The organism is Novosphingobium profundi (genome assembly GCF_018491765.1).
Taxonomy (GTDB): Bacteria; Pseudomonadota; Alphaproteobacteria; order Sphingomonadales; family Sphingomonadaceae; genus Novosphingobium; species Novosphingobium profundi.
In genome coordinates, this window is record NZ_JABWCU010000021.1 from 47,614 (window position 1) to 72,148 (window position 24,535).

Genomic DNA, 24,535 nt, shown 5'->3' on the forward strand with positions numbered 1-24,535 from the left:
CATGAACTGATCGGGCGCCTTCGCCCTCTCGCAACCCCAGCCAGGATCCGAACCCCATGACCACCGACACGGCAGCTTCTGCCGAAGGGCCCGCCCTGCGCGCCGCCGACGCGAGCCCGGCTCCCGGCCAGACGGTCACGAACCACGTGGCCAGCCGCGTGGCCAGCCGCAAGGACATCGCCCGCGCGCTCGCCTCGGCGATGATCGGCAACTGGTTCGAGCTGTTCGACTTCATCATCTACGGCTACTTCGCGGCGCAGATCGGCTACGCGATGTTTCCTGAGAGCGACCCGGTAACCGTTATCCTCTCGAGTTTCGCGACCTATGGCGTGGGCTTCGTGATGCGTCCGGTCGGCTCGATGGTGCTGGGCTCGATGGGCGACCGCTTCGGACGCAAGTCCGCGCTGGTGCTGACGATGATGCTGATGGCAGGGGCAACCTGCGCCACCGGCCTCATCCCGACGTACGCCACGATCGGGCTCGCCGCGCCGCTGGCGCTGGTGGTCTGCCGTCTCGTCCAGGGCTTTGCCGCGGGCGGCGAATGGGGCGGGGCGACGACCTTCCTCGTCGAATACGCACCAGCCCACCGGCGCGGGTTGTTCGGCGCGCTCCAGCAGCTGAGCACCAGCCTCGCGGTGGTCTCGGCGGTGCTTGTCGCGCTGCTGCTCAACACCGTGCTTTCGGCGCAGGACCTGCAAGCCTGGGGCTGGCGCGTGCCCTTCGTGCTCGGCATCCTGATCGCGCCGCTCGGCTTCTACTTGCGCGCCAAGGTGCCCGAGACCCCCAACTTCCAGGCCGAGGCCGACAAGCCCGAACACCCCTTGCGCGAGGCGCTGACCGTGCACCGCCGCACGGTCGCCACGATCGCGGCGATGGTCGTGATCTGGACCGTGGCGGGTTACACCTACGGCACCTTCCTCGTCAGCTTCGCCAGCCAGGTGCTTGAGGTTTCCTCCAAGTACGCGCTGATCGGCACGCTGGTGGGCGCGCTCGCCAACATCGTGGTGATCCCGCTTGCGGGCTGGGCCTCGGACTACGTGGGCCGCAAGCCCTTCCTGCTGGCGAGCGCAACGGGCTTCCTCCTCTGCTCGATCCCGCTCTTCACCTTCATGGCGCACGATCGCAGCGGGATCTCGGTGATCACCGCGACGGCGGTCGCCGGCGTTTTCTCGGGCCTCTTCAGCGGCACCGCGCCCACCTACTTGTGCGAACTGCTGCCCACCCGCGTGCGCTACACCGCGCTTTCGGTGGGCTACAACGCGGCCGTCATGCTGTTCGGCGGCTTCGCGCCCTTCATCGCCACCTTGCTGGTGCGCGTGACCGGCCTTGCCACCGCGCCCGCCTTCTACGTGACCGGCGCCGCGCTGGTCTCGCTCGTCACCATCGCGCTCGTACGCGCCCCCGATCCGAAAAAGGCGATTGCCTGATGACCCCCACCCGCGCCCGTTACCTCCTGTGCGGCCTGTGCCTGCCGCTCGCGCTCGCCCCGCTGAGCGTCCCCGCCGCCCATGCCGCCGAAGCGGCTCCCGCCGCGCAGGGGGCCAAGGCCGTCCCCACGCCCGAGCAGGTGCTTGGCCACACCATGGGCGAGGACCGCTACGTCCCCTCCTATGACGAAATGCTGCGCTACTGGCAGGCCGTGGCCGCGGCGAGCGACCGGGTGAAGCTGATCGACATGGGCCCAACGACGCAAGGGCGCCGCCAGGTCATGGCCGTCGTCTCCTCGCCCGAGAACCTCGCCAAGCTCGACCATTACCGCGAGATCAGCCGCCAGCTCGGCACCGCCGAGGGCATCGACGAGACCACCGCGCGCCGCCTTTCGCGCGAGGGCAAGAGCCTGGTCTGGATCGACGGCGGCCTCCACGCCAGCGAGATCGAGGCGCAGACCGCGCTGATCGCGCAAGTCCACGATCTCGTCGCCTCCGATGATCCCGAAGCGAAGAAAATCCGCGACAACGTGATCACCCTCTTCGTCCCCGACAACCCCGACGGCCAGCAGTTCGTCGCCGACTGGTACATGCGCTTCAAGGACCCGATGAAGCGCGAGAAGGACCTCACCACCCTTCCCCGGCTCTACCACCCCTACGTCGGCCACGACAACAACCGCGACTTCTACATGGCGAGCCAGGTGGAGACGCAGAACATGGTGCGCGTGCTCTACCGCGACTGGCGCCCGCAGATCGTGATGAACCAGCACCAGACGGGCCCGGCGGGCACCGTGCTGTTCCTGCCGCCTTTCCGCAACCCGTTCAACTACCACTACGAACCGCTCGTCATCACCAGCCTCGACGAAGTCGGAGCGGCGCTCAACAGCCGCCTCCTTTCGGAGAACAAGGGCGGCGCCACCACCCGCTCGGGCGCGCATTACGACACCTGGTACAACGGCAACCTGCGCACCTCGACCTATTTCCACAACGCCATCGGCATCCTGGTGGAGATCATCGGCGGCCCGGTTCCCGAGACGATCCCCTTCGTCCCCGAACGCCAGGTGCCGGGCAACGACCAGCCGCTGCCGGTCAGGCCGCAAGCCTGGCCGCTGGCGAACTCGATCGCCTACAGCCAGTCGCTTTCGCGCGCGATCCTGACGTACGCGGCCGACAACCGCGAGAAGCTGCTCTACAACCGCTGGCAAATGGGCGCGAACGAGATCGCCAAGGGTTCGCGCGACAGCTGGACGATCTCGAAGGACCGCATCGACGCCGCACACGTGGCCGCCGAGGCGCGCGGCGAAAAGCCGGTGCCAGTGCGCACGCGCGGCTGGGCCGAATTGAAGCCCGATCTCTACGACAAGGTCCTCCACGATCCCGCCGAGCGCGACCCGCGCGCCTTCATCGTGCCGGTCGACCAGCACGATTTTCCCACCGCAGCCAATTTTCTCACCGCGCTCTCGCGCCTCGGCGTCGAGATCGAGCGTTCGACCGCGCCCTTCGACGCGGCGGGCAAGCACTTCGCGGCGGGCACCTACATCGTCGATGCGGCGCAGGCCTACCGCGCCCACGTGCTCGACCAGTTCGAGCCGCAATACTACCCCAACAACTTCGAGTACCCCGGCGGCCCGCCGATCCCGCCGGCCGACAGCTCGGGCTATACCCCCGCCTTCCAGATGGCGGTGGAGTTCACCCGTTCGCTCGAACCCCTCACCGTCCCCACCGTGCGCGTCTCCGGCGACATTCCCCCCGCGCCCGAACCGATCGCGGATGCCGGGGCCGAAGTCGCCAAGGGCGGCTGGCTGATCTCGCACGACCAGAACGCGGCCTTCCACCTCGTCAACCGGCTGCAGAAGGCAGGCGTGGCGGTGCGCGTCTACACCAGCGCGCTGCCGGTTGCCGGACGCGCCGCCGCGCCGGGGGCCTATTACGTGCCCTATTCGGCGAAGGCGCAGGCGCTCGTCGAGGCGGGCGCAAAGGAACTGGGCACGCTGGCCCAGGCTGTGCCCAAGGCGCCCGAGGGCAAAAGCCTTGCGCTTACCAGCCCGCGCGTGGGCATCGTCGATCTCTACGGCGGGCTGCACCCCACCGGCTGGCTGCGCTGGATCTTCGACGGCGAGGAGCTGCCCTACACGGTCCTCTACCCCCAGGCGCTCGACAAGGGCGGCCTTGCCAAGAAGTTCGACATCATCATCATCCCCGACGCGGCGATCCCCAACGCGCGCTCGGGCGTCAACGGGGGCATGTTCCGCGGCCGCTTCGACAATCCGCAGCCCGCCGCCAGGGACATCCCCGAGGAATACCGCGCCTCGCTCGGCGACATCACGGCGGACAGGACGATCCCCGCGCTCGCGCAGTTCGCGAAAGACGGCGGCACGCTCTTCGCGATGGGCTCCTCGTCCTCGGGTCTGGCCGCCGCGCTGGGATTGCCGGTTTCCGATCCGCTCGAGGTCGAGAAGGACGGCAAGACGGTGCAGATGCCGCGCACCGAGTTCTACGTGCCCGGCGCGCTCCTGACCGCCAGTGCCGATACCGCCCAGCCGCTCGCCTGGGGCCTCAATCCCAAGGTCGACCTCTTCTTCGACCAGAGCCCGGTGTTCCAGACCAAGGCGCCCGGCGCCAGCGTCGCGGTTTCGTTCGGCGAAGGCAAGCTGCTCCACAGCGGGTGGGCCTGGCATCCCGAGCACCTCAAGGACACCGCCGCGGTGCTCTCGATCCCGCAAGGCAAGGGCCAGGTCGTCCTCGTCGGCCCCGAGATCGCGCTGCGCGGCCAGACCCAGGGCGCCTTCAAGATCCTCTTCAACGCCATCACGCTTTCGCCCGCCCACCTCCAAGGAAACTGACACGCCATGCTGCGCGCTGCCGTCATCCAGCTCAACACCCAGAACGACAAACAGGCAAACCTCGCCGCGATCGAGGCGCAGATCCGCGCCTGCGTGGCACGTGAACGCCCCGACTGGATCCAGTTGCCCGAGCACGCCGAGTGGCTCGGCGGTTCGTCTGGCGCCCCTGCGGTCGCCGAGCCTTTCAAGGACGGGCCGACCTACGCCCTCCTTTCGCGCCTCGCGGCCGAGCTGAAGGTGTGGATCCACGGCGGCTCGTTCTACGAGCAGTCGGACAATCCGGGCCGCGCCTACAACACCACCGTCGTGTTCGACCGCGACGGCGTGGAGCAGGCGCGCTACCGCAAGATCCATCTCTTCGATGTCACCACCGCCGATGGCGCCAAGTTCCACGAGAGCGCCACCGTCGATCCCGGCAGACAGATCGTCACCTACGATTGCGAGGGCGTGAAGGTCGGCTGCGCGATCTGCTACGACGTGCGCTTTCCCGAACTGTTCCAGGAGCTGATGCGCCAGGGCGCGCAGCTGATCGCGCTGCCCGCCGCCTTCACGCTTCTCACCGGCAAGGACCACTGGGAAACGCTGATCCGCGCCCGTGCGATCGAGACCGAGTGCTGGCTGGCCGCCGCCGCGCAGTGGGGCTCCTACCCCACGCCCGCGGGCGAGCGCCAGTCGTTCGGCCAGTCGATGATCGTCGATCCCTGGGGCGCGGTCGTCGCGCGCGTCTCGGACGGCCTCGGCTTTGCTTCGGCGAGCATCGACACCGATCTCGTCGCCCGGGTGCGCCAGCAAATCCCGGTCGGCGCGAACAAGGCGATCCATATCGAGGCGAGCTTGTGAGCGAGCCTGTGATCGGGCCGCGCCCCTACGCCCTGCAAGACCTCAGCCACACCGCCTTTGCCGCGCGACTGGCCGAAAAGCCCGTCATCGTCCTCGCGCTCGGCAGCCAGGAGGAGCAGGGCCCGCACGCGCCGATGGGCGATTTCCTCGCCGCCGAGAGGATCGCGATGGCCGCCTGCGCGCAGGCCGGGGCGATCTGCGCACCGGTGCTGCCCTTCGGCTATGCGGAGTTCTTCCGGGGCTTTCCCGGCGGCATGCAGCTGCGCGGGGACACCTTCCGCGCGGTGCTGCGCGACATGATCGACAGCTTCCTCGACCATGCCATCGCCCATGTCGTGATCGTCAACGGCCACTCGACCAACGCCCCGCTCATCGCCGAAGTCTGCCAGGAAGTGCGCCGCAGGACCGGCGTGCTGGTGCCCGCCATCCACCTCTGGCGCTCGCTGCCCGACGCGGTCTGGGCTGAGGCGCATGGAGCCGACGCATCCGCCGCGCGCGGCCACGGTGCCGATCCGGTGACCTCGGTGATGATGCACCTTTCGCCCGAACTGGTGAACCTCGACGCGGCCTCGCCCGCACGCCGCAAGCCGGTCTTCGGCCTGCCCTCCGACCCGCACTTCGCCAGCGCGCACTTTGCCGGCATCTCGCTCGACCTGCCGCTCGACGCGACCGAAGTGGCCGACGACGGCGTGGGCTCGGGCGATCCGGCGCTGTGCACTCCCGAAGCGGGCGCGATCTTCACCCGCTTCCTCACCGACCACGTCGCCAGTTTCCTTGCACACTGGCGCCAGTGCGACCCCACCCGCCCCACCCGCGCGCCCGGAAACATCGCGCCCGAAAGCCCCACCGCATGAGCCGCGACGTCCGCCCCATGCCCGCCCCGGCCGAGCCCTGCCTCGTCGCGGCGCTGCGCGAGGTCGACACCGCGACGCTCGGCCACTGGCGCCTGTGGGGCCTGTGCGATCCCGCGCTGCGCCCGCTCGCGCCCGGCATGAAGGCCTGCGGAACCGTGGTCACGCTCTCGCTGCCCGGCCCCGACGGCGCGCTGCTGCACGAGGCGCTCGGGCTGCTGCGCGCGGGCGACGTGCTCGTCATCGATCGACTTGGCGACACGCTCCACGCCGCCGTCGGCGGGATCGTCGCCGAAGCCGCCAGCCGGATCCGCCTCGGCGCGATCGTGCTCGACGGTCCGGTGGCGGACACCGCCGAGATCCTCGCCACCGGCCTTCCGGTCTGGGCGCGCGGCACCAGCCAGCGCACCACCCGGCGCCTGGGCCTTGGCGGGCGTTTCAACGCGCCCGCGAGCGTGGGCGGCGTGGTCGCCCATCCCGGCGACTTGGCGCTATGCGACAGCGACGGGGTGGTGATCCTCTCGGCCGAGGAAGCCGCCGGCGACATCGCCCGCGCGATCAAGAGCGCGCGGCGCGAAAGCGCGATCCGCGAAGGCCTCGCCGCCGGGCGCCGCCTGCCCGATCTGCTCGAGGCGCCGATGCTCGCCGCCGCGCTTGCGGCCACTCCCTTGCCCGAAGGGGCTCGCTGATGGCCGGCCGGATATCGCTCGACGCGGCCGACCTGCGCATCCTGGGCGCGCTGCAGAAGGACGGCACGCTCTCGATCGCGGCGCTCTCGGAGCGGGTCAACCTCTCGCACAATTCGTGCTGGCGCCGCCTCAAGCGGCTCGACGCGGCGGGCGTGATCAAGGGGCGCGTGGCGCTGCTCGATCCGGCCAAGCTCGGCCTCCAGCTCACCGCCTATGTCTCGATCCGCACGCGCGAGCACTCCGAGGCCTGGCTGCGCGAATTCGCCGCCGCCGTCGAGAGCCTGCCCGAGATCGTCGAACTCTACCGCATGACCGGCGACGTCGACTACCTGATGAAGATCCGCGTCCCCAGCATCGAGGCCTACGACGCGGTCTACAAGCGCCTGATCGCGAAAGTGCGCCTGACCGACGTCAGCTCCGCCTTCGCGATGGAGGAGATGAAGAACACCACCGAACTCCCGCTCTTCGCCGCCCCTTCGGGCGAGGACGAATGATCATCCCATGAAGCGACCGATCAGCCCGACATCCATCCCGAAATTTGTGCAATCGCGCAAGAAACGGGGTGGGACTGTCAACGCGCCCGCCGCCTAACACGGGGGCATGGAATCGCGAGGGCCCGGGCCACCTGCCCGCCGTCCTCGCCCTGCCCCAGACACTCGACAAGTATCGGAACATCCTCACGTGCGCGACACCCCCTCGACGACCTCCACCAGCGAAGCCACCCGCCTGATCCACCCGCAGGGCGACGCCAAGGCCCCCGTGCGCACGGCCGCCCCGGTGCTTCAGCGCGGCACCACCGTGCTCCACGCCTGTGCCGCCTCATTCGGCCAGACGCTGCCCAGCTACGGGCGCTCGGGCCTCGCCACCCACGGCGAACTGCGCCAGGCGCTGTGCGACCTGGAGGGCGGCGACGTCGCCGAGCTCTACCCCTCGGGCCTCGCCGCGCTTGCGGGCGCGATCCTCGCGGTGTGCCGCACCGGCGACGAGATCCTGATGTGCGACACCATCTACGGTCCCACCCGCCGCTTCGCCGAGACCACCATGGCCGACTACGGCGTGACCACGCGCCCCTTCCCGGCAAGCGCCAGCGCCGAGGAGCTTGAAGCCATGCTCGGCGAAAAGACCCGCCTGATCGTGCTCGAAAGCCCCGGCTCGCTCACGCTCGACATGATCGACGTGCCCGCGATCGCGGCGATGGCCCGCCGTCGCGGGGTGCTCACCCTGATAGACAATACCTACGCGGCGGGCCTGCTGTTCAAGCCGCTGGCGCACGGCGTCGACATTTCGGTCCAGGCCATGACCAAGTACATCTGCGGGCACTCGGACGTGTTCATGGGCTGCGCGGTGGCCCGCGGCGAGGTGGGCGCGCTGCTCCAGCGCGGCACGCGCGCGATCGGGTGGACGATCTCTTCCGACGATGCCTACCTCGCGCTGCGCGGGATGAAGACGCTCGAGCTGCGCCTTGCCCAGCACGGCGCGGCCGCGCTCGAGGTCGCGCGCTGGCTGTCGGCGCGCCCCGAAGTGAAGAGCGTGCTGTGCCCCGCCCTCCCCGGCGCGCCCGGCCACGAGATCTTCGCGCGCGATTTCAGCGGCGGCAACGGCCTCGTCACGATCGAGCTCGACGGACCGCTGGCCGCCACCCCGGCCTTCCTCGATGCGCTCTCGATCTTCGGCCTCGGCTTCAGCTGGGGCGGGTTCGAAAGCCTTGCCATCGCCTGCAACGACCAGCTCGAAGCCCGCGCCTTCGAACGCGAATGGACCCGCCCGGTGATCCGCCTGCACATCGGCCTCGAGACGACCGGCGACCTCATCGCCGAACTCGACGGTGCACTCGGCGCCTTCGCAAAGGCGGCCCAAACCCTTTCCGGCGTGCCTGCCTAGGCCCGCCACCCCCGACAGCAAGAAACACGAAAAATCCAGTTCGCGCCTCCTGTCAGCGCACCACAACAGGGAGTTAACCATGAGAAAGCATCTACTGACCTGCTCCGTTCTGGCGCTGGGAATCGTCCAGGCCCAGACCGCCCTTGCCCAGAGCGGTGACGCCGCCGCCAGCGACGCCTCCGACGGCGGCGCGGCCATCGTCGTCACCGGCTCGCGCGGGCAGCCGCGCACCGTCACCACCAGCCCGACGCCGATCGACGTGATCAGCGGCGAGCAGATCGCGCAGATGGGCGGCTCGATGCAGCTGCGCGACGTGCTGACCCAGCTCGTGCCCTCGTTCCAGTCGCAGCAGGTGGGCTCCTCCTCGTGGAACTCGGTCATGCGCCCGGCGGGTCTGCGCGGGCTTTCGGGCGTCCATGTCCTCGTCCTCGTCAACGGCAAGCGCCGCCACAATTCGGCGATGATCGACCTTGCCTCGGGTTCGACCTCGATGGGCGGCAACCCGGTCGACCTCGACATGATCCCGACCAGCGCGATCGAGCGCATCGAGGTGCTGCGTGACGGTGCCGCCGCGCAGTACGGTTCGGACGCCATCGCGGGCGTCATCAACGTGATCCTGAAGGGCAGCGCCGACAGCGGCAGCGCCTCGATCGAGGCCGGCCAGCGCTACAAGGACAGCGTCAACGGCAGCGACGGCGAGACCGTCTCGGCCCAGGTCTCCAAGGGCTTCCACATTGGCGACAACGGCTCGATCGTGCTCTCGGCCGAAGGCAAGCTGCAGAAGAAGACCGTGCGCAATTCCGATGCGACCGCGCGCGTCTACTCGCAGATCGACGGCGAGGACGACCCGCGCGAGGCGACCGCCAACCGGCGCACCTACCAGGGCGGCCTGCCGCAGATCCGCGGTTTCAACCTGGCGCAGAACAGCAGCTACGACACCGGCGACCTGACGCTCTACTCGAACGCCACCTTCGGCTACCGCGAGACCCGCGTGGGCCAGTCGGGCCGCCGCCCGAGCACCACCAGCGACATCATCGCGATCTACCCCGACGGCTTCACGCCCTACTACACCAGCCAGGAAACCGACTTCCAGGCGACCGCGGGCATGAAGAGCCAGGTCAGCGGATGGGACCTCGACCTTTCCACCACTTACGGGCGCGACTACGTGCGTTCGGGCGCGGACAACACGCTCAACGCCTCGCTCGGCGAGGACAGCCCGACCAGCTTCGACACCTTCAGCTCGGCTTTCGACCAGTGGACCACCAACCTCGATCTCACCAAGGGTTACGAGGTCCTGGGCGGACGCCACCTGCAGGTCTCGGCCGGTGCCGAATTCCGCTACGAAAGCTACGTCACCAAGTCGCTCGATCGCCTCGCCTGGTACAACGGCGGCTACCAGTACGGCGATGATTCCGCGCTCGCCGGCCAGTACGGCGCGATCGGTGCGCAAGGTGCGATCATCGTCACCCCCGAGGACGAAGCCGACGAGAAGCGCACCGTGGGCGCGGCCTACCTCGACCTTGCGCTCGACGTGACCGACCGCCTGCTGGTCTCCGGCGCGGGCCGCTTCGAGACCTACGACGACAGCTCGGGCAGCGTGTGGAGCGGCAAGGTCTCGGCGATCTGGAAGGCGACCGACTGGCTCAACTTCCGCGGCGCCTTCTCGAACGGCTTCCGCGCCCCCTCGCTCTCGCAGCAGGGCTATGCCCAGACCGCGACGCAGGTCTCGCTGGTCAACGGCTCGTACCAGCTGATCCAGTCGAAGATCCTCAAGACCGGCTCGGCGATCGCGCAGGCGCTCGGCGCGCAGGATTTGAAGCCCGAGAAGTCGCGCAACTACTCGCTGGGCGTCACCATGACCCCGCTCGCCAACTTCTCGCTCACTGTCGATGCCTACCAGATCGAAATCGACGACCGCATCACGATGACCGGCCTGCTCTCGGGCACCGGCATTTCGACGCTGCTGGAAGACAACGGCTATTCGGGCGACCAGTATGTGCGCTTCTTCGCCAACGCCATCGACACCCGCACCCGCGGCATCGACGTCGTCAGCGCCTATTCGTTCACGCTGGGGGAAATCGGCCGCTTCCGCGCCAGCGCGGCCTACAACTACAACAAGACCAAGATCACCCACATCGCCGACGATCCGGCGCCGCTCGCGGACCTGGGCCTCACCCTGTTCGACCGCCAGACCCAGGGCTACTTCACCGTCTTCACCCCGCGTGACAAGGTGATCCTGGGCCTTGACTGGAACAACGGGCCGTTCTCGCTGCGCGCCAAGGAAACCCGCTACGGCAGCTGGAAGCTGCTCGCCAACAATTCGGCGAGCGACCAGAGCTACGGCGCCAAGTGGATCACCGACCTCGAGGCCGGCTACGCGATCACGCCCAGCATGCGCGTCGCCATCGGGGCCTACAACCTGTTCAACACCTACCCCGACAAGAACACCGTCACCAGCACCATCGGCAGCTCGCCCTACGGCAGCAATTCGCCCTTCGGCGCTTACGGCGGCTACTACTACGCACGTCTCTCGTTCGACCTCTGACGAGGTTCGGACACCGCGGCCGGCTCCCCGCCTTCCCATCCCGGGGGGCCGGTCGCACCCCCTCCTGCATTTCAGCTCCCGCATACCCGGCCCGTTTCTCCAGGCCCCGCCGCGCGCGCGCCGCGCCCCGTTCGCCGGGGCGCGCGGGTGCCCCGTGCCCGAACGAAAGAACCCTTCCCCCCGATGTTGCGCAAGATCTTCAACGACCACCCCCAGAGCGTGGGCGAGACTTATCCCGAGCACGCGCGCTCGGCCTTCGGCTTCGGCCTCGCCATGCTGCAGGGCGGCGCCAAGTGCCTGGTCCACGGCATCTTCCCGCCACTGTTCAAGACCTCGGGCAGCGACGTCGTGCGCCGCCTCCACGAGCGCATGGTCGTGCACCGCCGCAAGGCTCCTTAATAACCCCCTTTCGCGCCGCCCGCGAAAGACTCACCCCGCTGGGCGCGCGGGCCTGCAAACCCCTCGTTCCCGCGATCCGAAAATAACCAAGGCGCAACCCCCTAATCCTCGTGCGATCACGTACAGAAATTTAATGAGCCTCCTTCCGTAAAACGAAGTATAGTCACGCGTCCGACTTTTATCTTGCACCAGGGGCGGCGTTTCCAACGCCGGGCGCATTCGAGAAGGGGGGAAACGCTGCCGGTGGGGAAGGCCGAGCTCAGGGGGAAGCGCGCGTCGCGTCGCAAGCGCCCAAGATCGCAGCCGATCGGCCGCGTGGTTTGCGCGCTCGTCCTTCTGATCCTCGTCCTGAGCGCCAGTCTCGCCCACGCGATCGCCCATGCGGCGGCCTATCTCGGGGTGGCGAGCTGCGCGGGATCGACCTGCCATGGCCGCAGCGAGGGCAACGGCAAAGTCGTGCGCCAGGACGAACTCGCCATTCTCCAGGACGGGTCGAGCGCGGCGGGCGCCCACGCCCGCGCCTATGCCGTGCTCGCCTCCGCGCGCGGACAGCGCATCGCCGCTACGCTCGGGCTCGGTCCGGCCTCGAGCGCCCCCGCATGTCTCGGATGCCACGCCAGCAACGCCCCGCAAGGCCTGCGCGGGCCCCGCTACCGCACCGCCGACGGGATCGGCTGCGAAACCTGCCACGGCCCCGCCTCCGCCTGGATTTCCGCGCACTACGCCCTTCCCGCAAGCCACGCCTCCAACCTGGCTCTGGGCATGACCGCGCTCGACAACCCGCAAGTGCGCGCGCGCGTCTGCCTCGATTGCCACTACGGCAGCGCCGAAGCGGGCCAGTTCGTGACCCACGCGATGATGGCCGCCGGACACCCGCGCATCGCCTTCGAGCTCGACCTCTTCTCCGCGCTTCAGGCCCATTACGATCTCGACGCGGACTACACCGCGCGCAAGCGGCGCCCCGACAGCGTCCAGCTCTGGGCGGTCGGCCAGGCCGAGGCGGTGCGCCGCCAGGCCGCGCTCTTCGCCCGCCCGAACCTCGCGAGCGAGGGCCTCTTCCCGCAGTTCACTTTCTTCGACTGCCATTCCTGCCACCGCGCGATCCGCGACGGCCCCGAGCCGCGCCGGACCTTCGAGGACAATCCCGCACGCCCCATCCCCTTCGCCAACCCACCCTTCAACGACGAGAACATGATCCTGCTCTCGCTCGTCGCCAGCCTCTACGCGCCCGGCGAGGCGGCGCGCTACGAAACCGCCGCGCGCGGTTTCCACCGCGCAATGGGACAAGGCGCGAAGGCGAGCGGTGAGGCCGCCAGGACCCTTGCCAGCGCGGCGGCAAGTTTGTCCGACCGCCTCGCCGCGCGCAGCTTCGCGCCCGCAAGCGCCTTCGACGCGGTTGCGGCGGTGGCCGCGCGCACGACGTCGGCGCGCTTCACCGACTACGCCGGATCGGCGCAGGCGGTCATGGCGATCGACACCCTCCTCAACGCCCTGGTGCGCGAAGGCCGGGTGACGGTGGGGGCCGCCGCCGGCATCCGCGCGCGGATCAACCGCGCCTACGAGGCCGTCGCCGCGCCCGAACGCTACGATCCACCCACCTTCCGCCGCGCGCTTGGCGAAGCGGCCCGTGCCATTGCGGCGCTGCGTTGATGCGCTGGCTCACATTCCTTGCCCCGCTCCTCCTGCTCGTCCTGATCGCCTGCGGCGGGGATGATGGCGGCTCGGGCACGGCAGCGGGCGGGTCGACCAGCTCGGGCGGTACCTCCTCGGGTAGCACTTCCTCGGGTGGCAGCACCGGCAGCAGCGACTACGCGGTACCCGCCAGCGAGGCGCTCACCGCCACCGAAGTCGGGCAGGTGGTGGCGCAGGCCGCCGCGCAGGCGCACCAGTCGGGCGATCCGGCGGTGATCGCGGTGGTCGACCGGGTCGGCAACGTGCTCGCGGTCCTGCGCATGGAAGGCGCGCCCGCCACCGCGACGATCCCCGACGCGCCCAATGGCGCCAATATCGACATCCAGGGCCTCGCCGTCCCCGCCGAGGCCGCCGCCATCGCCAAGGCGCTGACCGGGGCCTACCTCTCGAGCGCGGGCAATGCCTTCTCCACCCGTACCGCCAGCATGATCGTCCAGCCCCACTTCCCCCCTGCGCCCAGCACCGCAGGGCTCGAGAGCGGCCCGCTGTTCGGAGTCCAGTTCAGCCAGCTTCCCTGTTCGGACCTGGCCTCGCGCTTCGCCGCCGCGGGCACGGGCGCGCGCATCGGCCCCAAGCGCTCGCCACTCGGCCTTGCCGCCGATCCGGGCGGCTTCCCGCTCTACAAGAACGGCGTGGTGGTGGGGGGCGTGGGCGTCCTGGCCGATGGCGGCTACGCCTTCGACGGCAATGTCCTCGACACCGACACCGACGCCGACGAGCGCATCGCGCTCGCCGGAACGCTCGGCTTCGAGGCGCCCGAGGCGATCCGCGCCAACCGCATCTACGTCGACGGCACGCAGCTGCGCTATTCCGACAGCACCTATTCGAGCCTCCACGACGTGGGCGGCACCACTTTTGCACAAGTCGCGCCCACGCTCGGCGCGCTCGTGCGCGTCACCGGCTACTACGAGACCGCCAGCCTGCTTGCCGGCACCGCCTATGGCGCGGAAAGCTCGGGCATCCGGCCCGCGACCTCGTCCGAATTTTCCGACACCGACGCCTTCGTGCTGAGCGACGGCAGCGGCGCCAACCGCTTCCCCATCCGCGCCGCGAGCGACGGCGCCGACGTCGCCAGCCCGATCACCAGCGCCGAGGCGCAGGCCCTGCTGGAAGAGGCCTTCGCGGTCATGACCCGCGCGCGCGCGCAGATCCGCCAGCCGCTCGACAGCCGCGCGCAAGTCTCGATCGCGCTGGTCGACACCCACGGCGTGGTGCTCGGCCTCGTGCGTTCGCCCGACGCGCCGATCTTCGGCACCGACGTCGCGCTGCAGAAGGCGCGCACCGCCGCCTTCATGTCGAGCGCGCGCGCCGGCGCGGCGCTGCTTGCCGATCCCAACGCCGATGTCGCGGGCTTTCCGGCCAAAGTGCGCGCCTTCCTCGCCGATCCCACCGCGCTGACCGGCGCTTACGCCTTCGCCGACCGTTCGGGCGGCAACCTCTCGCGCCCCTACTTCCCCGATGGTGAGGTCGGCACGCCCAACGGGCCGCTCTCGCGCCCGATCGCGCAGTGGAGCCCGTTCTCGACCGGGCTGCAATCCGCGCTCGTGCTCACCAACCTTGCCCAGCACCTCGCCTACGTGACAGGGGCGAGCGCGGCCGACACCCGGGCGCGGTGCAGCTTCCTGCCCGACGTGGCGAGCGGGGAGAACCCCTTGCAGAACGGCCTGCAGATCTTCCCCGGCTCGGTCCCGATCTACCGCGAGGGTACGCTGATCGGCGCGATCGGCGTCTCGGGCGACGGCATCGACCAGGACGACATGATCGCGTTCCTGGGAACCCACAAGGCCGGGCAGCGCCTCGGCACGCTCGGCAATGCGCCATCCGCGATCCGCGCCGACCGGATCGTGGTGGCGGTGAACGGGACCGGCGTGCGCCTGCGCTACGTGAACTGTCCCTTCGCGCCCTTCCTCGACAGTTCCGAGCAGAACGTGTGCGAGGGGCTCTAGCGTGAGCGCCGGAGCCCTTGCCCTGCCCCTGCTGCTCGCCGCGCAGGCGCCCGAACCGCCGATGCCGCCACCCGAAGCCCCCCATGCACCCGAAGAGGTCGACAACGGCGTGATCGAGGGCCGCCGCCGCCCGGGACACCAGCCCGAGCGCCCGGCCAAGGTCACCCAGGACAACCCCGGCGCGGTGCGCGCGCCTCCCCCCGAGGCCTTCCCCACCGACAGTTTCCCGATCCCCGACCGCTGGCGCCTGATCGAAACGCTGGGCGTGGTTCGCGAACGCTGGTGGGATCCCTACCACCAGAACACTTACAAGGGCGATCGCCCGATCGACCGCGCCAAGGTCCCCTGGCTGCCGATCCACGACGACGACTGGTTCTTCTCGGCCGGTCTCACCTCGGACACCGTCTTCGAGCCGCGCAGCTTCCCGATCCCCGTGGGGATGCAGACCACCGAGCGGCCCGGCAGCCTCGACGTCTTCGGCAAGGACGCCAGCCTCGTCTTCTCGCAGACCTTCCTCGCCAGCGCCGCGCTCATCAAGGGGCAGACCGCGTTCAAGCCGCCCGAGATCGAGTACCGCGTCGCGCTCGCCTTCAACGTCAGCTACGTCAACGTGCCCGAGCGGCGCGTACTCTTCGTCGAGCCCTCGAAGCCCTCGCACCGCACCGACCACTTCCTGGGGGTGCAGGAAGCCTTCGTCGACTATCACCTGCGCAACGTCTCGGATCGCTACGACTTCGACTCGGTGCGCCTCGGCATCCAGCCCTTCCAGGCCGATTTTCGCGGTTTCCTGTTCAACGACCAGCAGCTGGGCCTGCGCCTCTTCGGCAACCGCGACAACAACCGCGTGCAGTACAACCTCGCCGCGTTCTGGCGGCTGGAAAAGGACACCAATTCGGGGCTGAACAGCCTGGTCCAGCGCCCGCGCGACGACCTGGTGCTGATCGCCAATCTCTACCGGCAGGATTTCCTGGTCCCCGCGCTCACCAGCCAGCTGACGATCGCCTACAACCGCAACCGCGAAGGCAACGGGATCGAGATCGACGACAACGGCTTTCCCGTCCGCCCCGCGCTGCTGGGCACGCTTCGTGGACGCGACTACGACGTGGTGTACCTGGGGTACAACGCCGATGGGCACGTGGGACGGCTCAACCTCACCGCCTCGGCCTACGCGGCGCTGGGCGAGGACCGCAACAGCCTGTTCACCGACCGCAGGGCGCAGATCCGCGCCTATTTCGCTGCTGCGGAACTCAGCTACGACCGCGACTGGGTGCGCCTTCGCCTCTCGGGCCTGTGGGCGAGCGGCGACCACGATCCTTACGACAACACCGAGGGCGGCTTCGACGCGATCTTCGAGAACCCGGTGTTCGCCGGGGCCGACACCAGCTACTGGATCCGCCAGACGATCCCCTTCGCGGGCGGCGGGCGCGCGGTGGCGATCAACGGGCGCAACGGCGTGCTCAATTCGCTGCGCTCGTCCAAGGAACAGGGCCAGTCCAATTTCAACAATCCCGGCACCGTGCTGGCGGGCGCAGGCGGTGATTTCGACCTGACCCCCGACTTGCGCGTTTCGGCCAACGCCAACCACCTCTGGTTCGAGAACACCGCGACGCTGCGCAGCTTGCGCAACGAAGGTTCGATCCCGCGCGCGATCGGGTGGGATCTCTCCCTGGCGGGAACCTGGCGCCCTCGGGCGACGCAGAACATCGTCCTGCGCCTGTCGGGTGCCACGCTGCTGGCCGGGCGCGGCTTTCGCGACCTGTTCACCACGCTGGGCGGAGGCGGGCGCACCGCCTACTCGATCCTCGCCAACCTGATCGTGAGCTACTGATGCGCGCCCTCCTGCGCCTTGTCCTGCTCGCGCTGCTCGGGATCGCCACCTATGGCCTTGGCGACATGCGGCTTTCCGCAAGCGAGGAGGAGCCCGCCATCGCGCGCGACTATACCCGGGTGCGCGCCGGCCCTGCCCGCGCCGGGGCAACTCTGGCCCAAGTGCAGGCCGCTTCCTCTGGCTGCCTCACCTGCCACACCGCCTCGGACGCGCCCTCGATGCACGAGAGCCCGGCCGTGCAACTGGGCTGCACCGACTGCCACGGCGGCGACCCGAACGTCACCGGACGCCCCGAACTCGGGCCCGAGGCGCCCGAATACGTCGCCGCGCGCGAACGCGCGCACGTCCTGCCGCGCTACCCCCATGCGTGGAACTACCCCAGCTCGGCCAACCCCGAACGCAGCTACACGCTGCTCAACCGCGAGGCGCCCGAATATATCCGCTTCGTCAATCCGGGCGACTACCGCGTGGCGCGCGAGGCCTGCGGGGCCTGCCACCTGCCGGTGATCGAGGCCGCCGAACGCTCGCTCATGGCAAGCGGGGCGATGCTGTGGGGCGGGGCCGCCTACAACAACGGCATCGTGCCCTACAAGAACTACATCTTCGGCGAGGGCTATACCGCAGGCGGCGAGCCTGCGAAGATCGTCTCGCCCGGCGATCCGCCCGGAACGCTCAGTCCCGCGCAGGCCGCGCGCGGGGCATTGGCCGCGCTCTACCCCCTGCCGCGCTGGAACGTCATTCCGCCGGGCGACGTGTTCCGCGTCTTCGAGCGCGGGGGCCGCGTCAATTCCTCGGCCTTCGCCGAAGTCGGCCTGCCCAACCCGAGCGGCTCGATCCAGCGGCTCGACGAGCCCGGCCGTCCCGATCTCAAGCAGTCGAACCGGGGGCCGGGCACCGGGCTTCGCGTCGCAATCCCCGTGCTCAACATTCACAAGACGCGCCTCAACGATCCCTTCACCTGGTTCATGGGGACCAACGACCAGCCGGGCGACTACCGCAGCTCGGGCTGCACCGCGTGCCACGTCGTCTACGCCAACGACCGCGAACCGCGCCATTCGCTGATCTACGCCAGCCAGGGCCGCGACGGCCAGAGCGCGACGCGCGATCCCGCCATCGCCGCGCTCACGCAGCGCGGCGAACACGGCGCGCTGAAAGGCAGCCACGCACCGGACGAGCCCCACGCGATCACCCGCGCGCTCGAGCGCGGCCATCCGCTGCGCCACGTCTTCACCCGCGCGATCCCCACCGCGCAATGCATGAACTGCCACATGCACCAGCCCAATATCTTCCTCAATTCCTACCTCGGCTACACCATGTGGGATTACGAGGCCGATGCGCCCGCGATGTGGCCTGAAAGGCAGAAATACCCCACTGCCGCCGAGGCGCACGAAGTGCTCGAGCGCAACCCCGAAGGCGCTGCACCGCGCGGCAACTGGTCCGATCCCGAATTCCTGCGCAATGTCTACGAGCTCAACCCGCAGCTCAATGACACCCAGTTTGCCGACTACCACGGCCATGGCTGGAACTTTCGCGGCATCTTCAAGCGCGACCGCGCCGGAAACCTGCTCGACGAAGGCGGCAACATGGCGAGCTGGGGCACCGACACCGCGCACATCGTTGCGCCCGACGATCCCGAAAAGTGGCGCAAGGCGGGCGAAGCGCAGTTCGTGCCGCCCGGCACCAATCCGGGCAAGAGCGTGCACCTCATGGACATCCACGCCGAAAAGGGCATGCAGTGCGCCGATTGCCACTTCGCGCAGGACGCCCACGGCAACGGGCTGATCTACGGCGAAGTCGCCAATGCGGTGGAGATCGGCTGCAAGGACTGCCACGGCACACCGGACGCCTACCCCAGCTTGCGCACTTCAGGCCCCGCCGCCCCGCCGCGCGGCACCGACCTTTCCCTGCTGCGCAACCCCGACGGCGCCCCGCGCTTCGAATGGAGCACCGACGCGGCCGGACGACGCCATCTCCTCCAGCGCTCGATCGTCGACCCCGCGCTCAGCTGGGAGATCGCCCTCGTCAAGGACGGCGTCGATCCCGCCTCGCCCCGCTTCAACGCCAGGTCCGCGCGCGCCAAGCTGATGAGCGCCTCGGGCGGCGAGGACGGGCTGTTCCGCTTCGGCCCGGGGGTCGCGCCCTCTGAGCGCGCGCACAAGGACGGCGAGATCGCCTGCTTCACCTGCCACCTTTCGTGGACCACCAGTTGCGGGGGCTGCCACCTGCCGATCGAGGCCAACTGGAAGACGCAGACGCACCATTACGAGGGCGAGGAGACGCGCAATTTCGCGACCTACAACCCCCAGGTGGCGCGCAACGAGATGTTCCAGCTGGGCCGTCACATGACCACCAAGGGCGCACAGGTCGCCCCGATCCGCTCGACGTCCGCGCTGGTGCTCTCCTCCACCAACGCCAATCGCGAGCGCATCTACATCCAGCAGCCCCCGGTGAGCGCGGCGGGCTTTTCCAGCCAGGCCTTCGCGCCGCACTTTCCCCATACCGTGCGCCTCACCGAAACCAAGACCTGCACGGACTGCCACCTTTCCGCAGCGGACGACAACAACGCGATCCTGGCCCAGACGCTGCTGCTGGGCACCGGCTTCGTGAACTTCGTGGGCCTCCATTCCTGGGTCGGCCTTGCGGGCGGGTTCGAGGCGGTGCGGGTAACCGAATGGGACGAGCCGCAGGCCGTGATCGGCTCCTACCTCCAGCGCTACGCCTATCCCGACTACTACCGCCTCCACGTCGAAGAGAACGGGCGCGAACTGAAGAACTGGACGCGCGGCAAGACCTTCGGCGCGGGGCTCTCGGGCGAAGTGGAGGGGCTCGAGCCCTTCCGCAACCTGGTGCAGGGGACGGGCGATGCGGTGGGCTGCCTGCAGCTTCGCGGCGAATACATGTACGTCGCGCAAGGCAAGGGCGGCTTTCGCGTCTACGACGTAGCCTCGGTCGCCAACAAGGGCGTCTCGGATGCGGTGCTTTCCGCCCCCTTCTCGCCGCTCGGCCAGAAGAACGGGGTGAGGACGCGCAACGCCACCTGCATGGCGCTCGCCACCAACCAGCCGATCGCGCCCACGCGCAACCGCGCGATGGCACAGACGGCCGTGCTCGACGCTTCCGGCAAACCGGCGCTGAACGCGAACGGCACGCCCATGTCTTTGCGCGATGCCAACCAGGAACAGGCCTTCGCCCCGATCTACAGCTACGCCGTGGTGACCGATGCCGAAGAAGGCCTGATCCTCGTCGATATCGAGACCTTCGCCGACGGCGAGTTTCGCAACAACGACCTGAAGCGCGCGCTCACCTGGAACCCCAAGCACGTGCTCGACGGCGCGCGCCATGTCGTGCTCGCGGGCAATCTGGCCTATGTGACGGCGCGGGTCGGGCTCGTCGTCGTCGATCTGGCCGATCCGCTCCACCCCCGGATCAGCGCGGTGCGCCCGCTCGACGACGCGCGCGCCAGCGCGCTCCAGTTCCGCTTTCTGTGGGTTACCGAGGCGCACGGCGTGACACTTTTCGACGTCACCGACATGCGCAATCCGGTCGCGGTGCCCTCGGGCCAGGTAGCGCTGGCCGATGCGCGCCGGCTCTATCTTGCGCGCACCTACGCCTATGTCGCAGGTGGCCGCGAAGGCCTCGTGATCCTCGACGTGCGTCGCCCGCAGGCCCCCCGCATCCTGCGCAAAGTCACTTTCCCGGGCGAGGTGCCCGACGTGCAGGACGTCGTCGTCGCCTCGACCAACGCCTCGCTTTTCGCCTATCTCGCCGACGGGGTGAACGGGATGAAGGTCCTTCAGCTCACCTCGCCTGCAAGCCAGCCCACCTTCTACGGTTTCTCGCCCGAACCGCGCCCCGAACTCATCGCCTGGGCCCGCACGCCGAGCCGCGCGCTCGCGCTCTCGCGCGGGCTCGACCGCGACCGCGCGGTGGACGAAACCGGCGGCCAGATCGCGGTGTTCGGCCGGCTCGGCTCGCGCCCCTTCACCCGCGCCGAGATGGAGCGCCTGTTCCTGACCCGCACGGGTACGCCCTACAAGGTGGTCGACGACGTCGACATGTCGGCCTGGTGGCCCGCCCCGCGCTAGGGGTCAACCGCCCTCGCGCTCGGCCGCGATCTGCGCGACCACGTCCTGCAGGCTGGCGTCGTAGCGCGCGAAGATGCGGTGCGCGCCCACGCTCTCGCAGTGGCTCACCAGCGTCTGGCCGTCCCAGCGGTGGAGCGCGTAACCGGGCAGCTCGTCGGCAATCATTTCGCGCCCGTCCGGCCGGGCCGGGTCGATCGGGTTGAGATCGAGCGCGACGAGCGGCGCCACCGAGGCGCAGACCCGCACCGGAATGCCCAGCCACTGCGACTGAATCGTGCGGTGCAGGTGCCCGCAGATCAGTCCCACCACCTGCTGCTGTCCGGCCAGAACGGAGCCAAGGCGCTCGGTCCAGGTCTCGCGTGGGTCGGCGTCAAGCCAGTCGATGCCACTTGCGAAAGGAGGGTGGTGCAGCGCGATGAGCGTGGGCGTCTCGGGGTGCGCGCGCAGTTCGCGTGCGAGCCAGTCCGCACGCGCCGCGCAGAAGCCCCCTCCGTGGCGCCCCTCTTCCAGCGTATCGAGCGCGAGCAGGCGCAAGCCCGCGAGCTCGATCGCGTACTGCACGAAGCCGCCGGGCGCGGGCGTTGCCGGAAAGGTCGCCAGCAGCGCCGCGCGTTCGTCATGGTTGCCGGTCATCGCGTGGACCGGAAAGGGCAGCCCGGCCAGCGCCTCCTGGAGGAGCGCATAGCTTTGCGGCGTGCCCGCCTCGGTCAGGTCCCCGGTCATCAGCAGCAGGTCGGGGCGATTGGGCCCGGTGACGAGGCGATCGAGCACGGCGCGCAGTCGCTCGAGGTTGTATTCCTCGGCGTTCTGCGGATCGAAGCCGACATGCAGGTCGGTGATCTGCGCAATCAGCACGGTTCCATCCCTCAAGGTGCGACCCTTTCTTTGCTCCCCCCGACCGGCCCTCATCGCCGCTTCAACGCCGCGCTCCCGTCGTTGTTTCCCAAATCGAGCGTGGTTCTCCCGCTCACGTGATAAGCATGGCACATCGTGCAGCTCGAAGCGATCCGGTTCGCGGGCGCCTCCGCGCCGGCGTGGCAGGTGCGGCAGGTAGCGATCCCGGGCAGGAGCACATCGGATGCGCGCTTCGAGGTCGTGGCCGCGTGGCACGAGGTGCATTTGGCCTGGCGGTGTGCGGAATGGTCGAACCAGCCGGCCTCGAAATAGCGCGAGGTCTGGACCACCGGCACCACGCCGGGCTTGCCGGGCACACTTGCAGGCCGATGGCATTCGCCGCAGACCCCGCCGGGCCCGAGCGCGTGTGCGGGATCGAGCCCGCGCCCGCCGCCGAGCGCGATACCCGCTCGCGCTCCCGGGCGCCGCCGCGCCGGTTCGAGCGCGGCATGGAGGCCGCGGTCGCGCGCGGTCAGGTCGGCCACCATCTGGTCGACGTCGCCATGATGGAGCCGGCGCACGGTGCCCCCCACCTTGTCGTAGGCGAGGCTGTGGCAGCCCTCGCAATCGCGCTCCATGCGGATCGGCTGGAAGCGGATGCCGTCCTCGCTCGGCCGATGGCAGTCGGCACAGACCAGCCCTTGCGCGCCGTAGCCCCGCTCCGCGCCGAGATTGCGCGCCATGCGCGCCACCCCGCCGCGCGGCGCAAGGTGCAGATCGTGCGGGAAGGCGAGCCCGTTATCCTCGCGCGCGCGGGGCGCAAGCATGACTTCGGCGTGCGCACCGGTGCGTGGATCGGTCGTGACCCGCGCGGTGAACGGCGGGTGGTTACGCGCAAAGTCGGAAGCGTTGCCCAGCCGCGTGTCCGTCAGGGCGTGGTCGAGAGCGCCGTGGCAATCCACGCACAGCCCCTGCCCCGGCGTCACCAGCCCGGCGCCGTCCTGGTGCTCGACGTGGCAATCGCGGCAGGCACCGGGACCTTCCTTGCCGAACGCGCGCGCCACGCTCCACAGGAACCGCCGCCCCGGCGAGAGCCCGCCGCGCGCGCGGGCAAGGCGCTGCGGATCGGCGTGATCGTGCACGTCCTTGTGGCACGTGCGGCAGGTCTGCGAGCGCACCGCGACGAAGCCCTCGACGTGGCAGGTCTCGCATCTGGCGGTAAGATTGTGGTGCGCATTGCTCAGCGCCCCCGGATTCCAGCTCGCATCGCCGATTACCGCGCTCGCCCGCTGCCCTTCGCGCACGGCGTGGCTGACGATGGGGAGCGCGAGGAAGATCGCCAGGATCCCCAGCACCAGCCCCCACGACATCATGCGCTTGCCCGGAACGACACCCGCAAGCGCGAAGCCGCGCTTGGTCTCGAGGTCGCCCGAGCGCGTCGTCGCACGCTCGCCCTGGCGCACGGTCAACCCGATCACCTCGCCCCGGTGCTCGTCCGCCTCGTCCAGCGCCACGGTGATACGGTAGGTGCCGAAGCCCAGTTCCGTGCCGCTGCGCAAGTCGATCGCAGCCCGGCGCACGTCCGCACCGTCGCGCACGAAGGGCAAGGTGCCGAGCGCGTGTATCTCAAGACCACCCCCCGCGACGCGCTCCAGCCGTGCGTGATGCAGGTCGACCGCGAGGTCGGGCAGTTGCAGATCGTTGTCGCCTGCGCGCCCGATCGTCAGGCACGCACCCTCGACCTCGCGCGCGCGCACGATTTCGCGGCCGCCCGCGGTCCATTCGATGGTGCGGATGCGGAACACGAAGGCCGCTACCAGTAGAAGAACACGGAGACGACGTGGGCGCAGAGCGCGGCCAGAAGCGCCATCGTCGCAGGTACGTGAACGTAGAGCCAGACCTCGAGCAGCGCCTTGTAGCGCATGTGGCGGCGCAGCCGGTCAAGCTGCGCCTTGCGCCGCTCGAGCAGGCGCACGACACGCTCGCCCGCCGTCCCGCCCGCGACAGCGCCGGTTCCGGCCAGCCCCGCCAGCGCCGCTTCGGTCCGGCAGTGCGGGTTCGTGCCCGAAAGCCTTCGCACCAGCCCCGGCGCGAAGGGATCTTCGCCGAGCGCGGCCTGGACGAGGTCCGAGGCGGCGCGCTCCAGCGGCTGCGCGGCCTCGCCGATCTGGCGGTCGAGCGCGCGGATCGCATCGACCATCTGGGCTTGCGTCATCTGCTCGCGGTTGGTGCTCAAGGCCTTGGGCAGAACGGCGTAGACGGCAATGCCGAAGACCCCCGAGGCGATAACCAGCACCATCAGCGCATAGGCCAGCGTGTGCACGTTCCAGCCGAACTGGAAGCCGGTGTGCAGCGTCACCACCACCAGCAGCGAGAGGCCGAGATAGACATGCGCCGAGGTCCAGCCCTTGAGCGACCAGCGCCCTTGCGTGATCGCGCGCTTGCGCACCCCGATGAGCGAGAGCCAGACCATCAGCAGCGCGCCCAGGGTGCCCAGCGTATAGCCCATCCAGGTGCCCCCGCCCGGGCGCGGCCGGGCATCCGCCAGCGCATAGGCGAGCACCGCGACAAGGCTGAGCCCCAGCGCCACCTTGAGCCAGCGGAACCGGCGGTGGCGCAGGAATCCCTCGTGGACGCGGATCGGCGTCGCGGCCGCCTGGCTCGCCATCAGCCCT

Annotated in this window: 16 protein-coding genes; 13 read left to right on the forward strand and 3 right to left on the reverse strand. The window is 69.5% G+C overall.

The features are described 5' to 3' along the window. Nucleotides 1-56: 56 nt before the first annotated feature. The 13 genes from HT136_RS21490 to HT136_RS21550 all read left to right on the forward strand — a co-directional run bounded on the left by HT136_RS21490 (nt 57) and on the right by HT136_RS21550 (nt 21,026). On the forward strand, nt 57-1,427 hold the full coding sequence (locus HT136_RS21490; RefSeq protein WP_214201911.1) for an MFS transporter: 1,371 nt from the start codon (nt 57-59) through the stop codon (nt 1,425-1,427). Then, on the forward strand, nt 1,427-4,270 hold the full coding sequence (locus tag HT136_RS21495) for a M14 family metallopeptidase (protein ID WP_214201912.1): 2,844 nt from the start codon (nt 1,427-1,429) through the stop codon (nt 4,268-4,270). The genes HT136_RS21490 and HT136_RS21495 overlap by 1 nt, the downstream gene beginning before the upstream one ends. A 6-nt stretch (nt 4,271-4,276) precedes the next feature. Further along, nucleotides 4,277-5,110, forward strand: a complete 834-nt coding sequence (locus HT136_RS21500) for a carbon-nitrogen hydrolase family protein (protein WP_214201913.1) — start codon at nt 4,277-4,279, stop codon at nt 5,108-5,110. After that, on the forward strand, nt 5,107-5,964 hold the full coding sequence (locus HT136_RS21505) for a creatininase family protein (RefSeq protein ID WP_214201914.1): 858 nt from the start codon (nt 5,107-5,109) through the stop codon (nt 5,962-5,964). Before HT136_RS21500 ends, HT136_RS21505 begins: the two co-directional genes overlap by 4 nt. Beyond that, nucleotides 5,961-6,650 (forward strand): RraA family protein, encoded by a 690-nt coding sequence (locus tag HT136_RS21510; protein WP_246544074.1) that lies wholly within the window; start codon nt 5,961-5,963, stop codon nt 6,648-6,650. Before HT136_RS21505 ends, HT136_RS21510 begins: the two co-directional genes overlap by 4 nt. After that, nucleotides 6,650-7,144 (forward strand): Lrp/AsnC family transcriptional regulator, encoded by a 495-nt coding sequence (locus HT136_RS21515; RefSeq protein ID WP_214201915.1) that lies wholly within the window; start codon nt 6,650-6,652, stop codon nt 7,142-7,144. Before HT136_RS21510 ends, HT136_RS21515 begins: the two co-directional genes overlap by 1 nt. Before the next feature lie 187 nt (nt 7,145-7,331). Then, nucleotides 7,332-8,531, forward strand: coding sequence for a cystathionine beta-lyase (gene metC / locus HT136_RS21520; RefSeq protein ID WP_343222275.1), 1,200 nt, complete (start codon nt 7,332-7,334; stop codon nt 8,529-8,531). Nucleotides 8,532-8,610: 79 nt separating this feature from the next. Continuing rightward, nucleotides 8,611-11,076: a TonB-dependent receptor plug domain-containing protein gene (locus HT136_RS21525; RefSeq protein WP_214201917.1), complete on the forward strand. Its 2,466-nt coding sequence runs from the start codon at nt 8,611-8,613 to the stop codon at nt 11,074-11,076. Between the two features lie 183 nt (nt 11,077-11,259). Next, on the forward strand, nt 11,260-11,475 hold the full coding sequence (locus tag HT136_RS21530) for a DUF6356 family protein (protein ID WP_214201918.1): 216 nt from the start codon (nt 11,260-11,262) through the stop codon (nt 11,473-11,475). A gap of 243 nt (nt 11,476-11,718) precedes the next feature. After that, entirely contained in the window at nt 11,719-13,125 is a 1,407-nt protein-coding gene (locus HT136_RS21535; protein WP_343222276.1) for a multiheme c-type cytochrome, read from the forward strand. Next, nucleotides 13,125-15,113 carry a heme-binding protein gene (locus tag HT136_RS21540; RefSeq protein ID WP_214201919.1) on the forward strand — a complete coding sequence of 663 codons (1,989 nt, stop codon included), beginning with the start codon at nt 13,125-13,127 and terminating at the stop codon, nt 15,111-15,113. Before HT136_RS21535 ends, HT136_RS21540 begins: the two co-directional genes overlap by 1 nt. Before the next feature lie 61 nt (nt 15,114-15,174). Further along, nucleotides 15,175-16,941 (forward strand): hypothetical protein, encoded by a 1,767-nt coding sequence (locus tag HT136_RS21545; protein ID WP_214201948.1) that lies wholly within the window; start codon nt 15,175-15,177, stop codon nt 16,939-16,941. Next, on the forward strand, nt 16,941-21,026 hold the full coding sequence (locus tag HT136_RS21550; protein WP_425516909.1) for an LVIVD repeat-containing protein: 4,086 nt from the start codon (nt 16,941-16,943) through the stop codon (nt 21,024-21,026). Before HT136_RS21545 ends, HT136_RS21550 begins: the two co-directional genes overlap by 1 nt. 3 nt (nt 21,027-21,029) lie before the next feature. Here the strand turns inward: HT136_RS21550 and HT136_RS21555 are convergent, their stop codons facing one another. The 3 genes from HT136_RS21555 to HT136_RS21565 are packed head-to-tail and all read right to left on the reverse strand — an operon-like array spanning nt 21,030 to nt 24,528. Continuing rightward, a complete protein-coding gene (locus tag HT136_RS21555) occupies nt 21,030-21,896 on the reverse strand; it encodes a phosphodiesterase (RefSeq protein WP_246544075.1) in 867 nt (288 codons plus the stop codon). 35 nt (nt 21,897-21,931) lie between these two features. Continuing rightward, nucleotides 21,932-23,665: a cytochrome c3 family protein gene (locus HT136_RS21560; RefSeq protein WP_214201920.1), complete on the reverse strand. Its 1,734-nt coding sequence runs from the start codon at nt 23,663-23,665 to the stop codon at nt 21,932-21,934. A gap of 8 nt (nt 23,666-23,673) precedes the next feature. After that, the gene (locus HT136_RS21565; protein ID WP_214201921.1) at nt 23,674-24,528 is read right to left on the reverse strand and encodes a hypothetical protein; all 855 of its coding nucleotides are present in this window, start codon (nt 24,526-24,528) and stop codon (nt 23,674-23,676) included. Between the last annotated feature and the right edge of the window lie 7 nt (nt 24,529-24,535).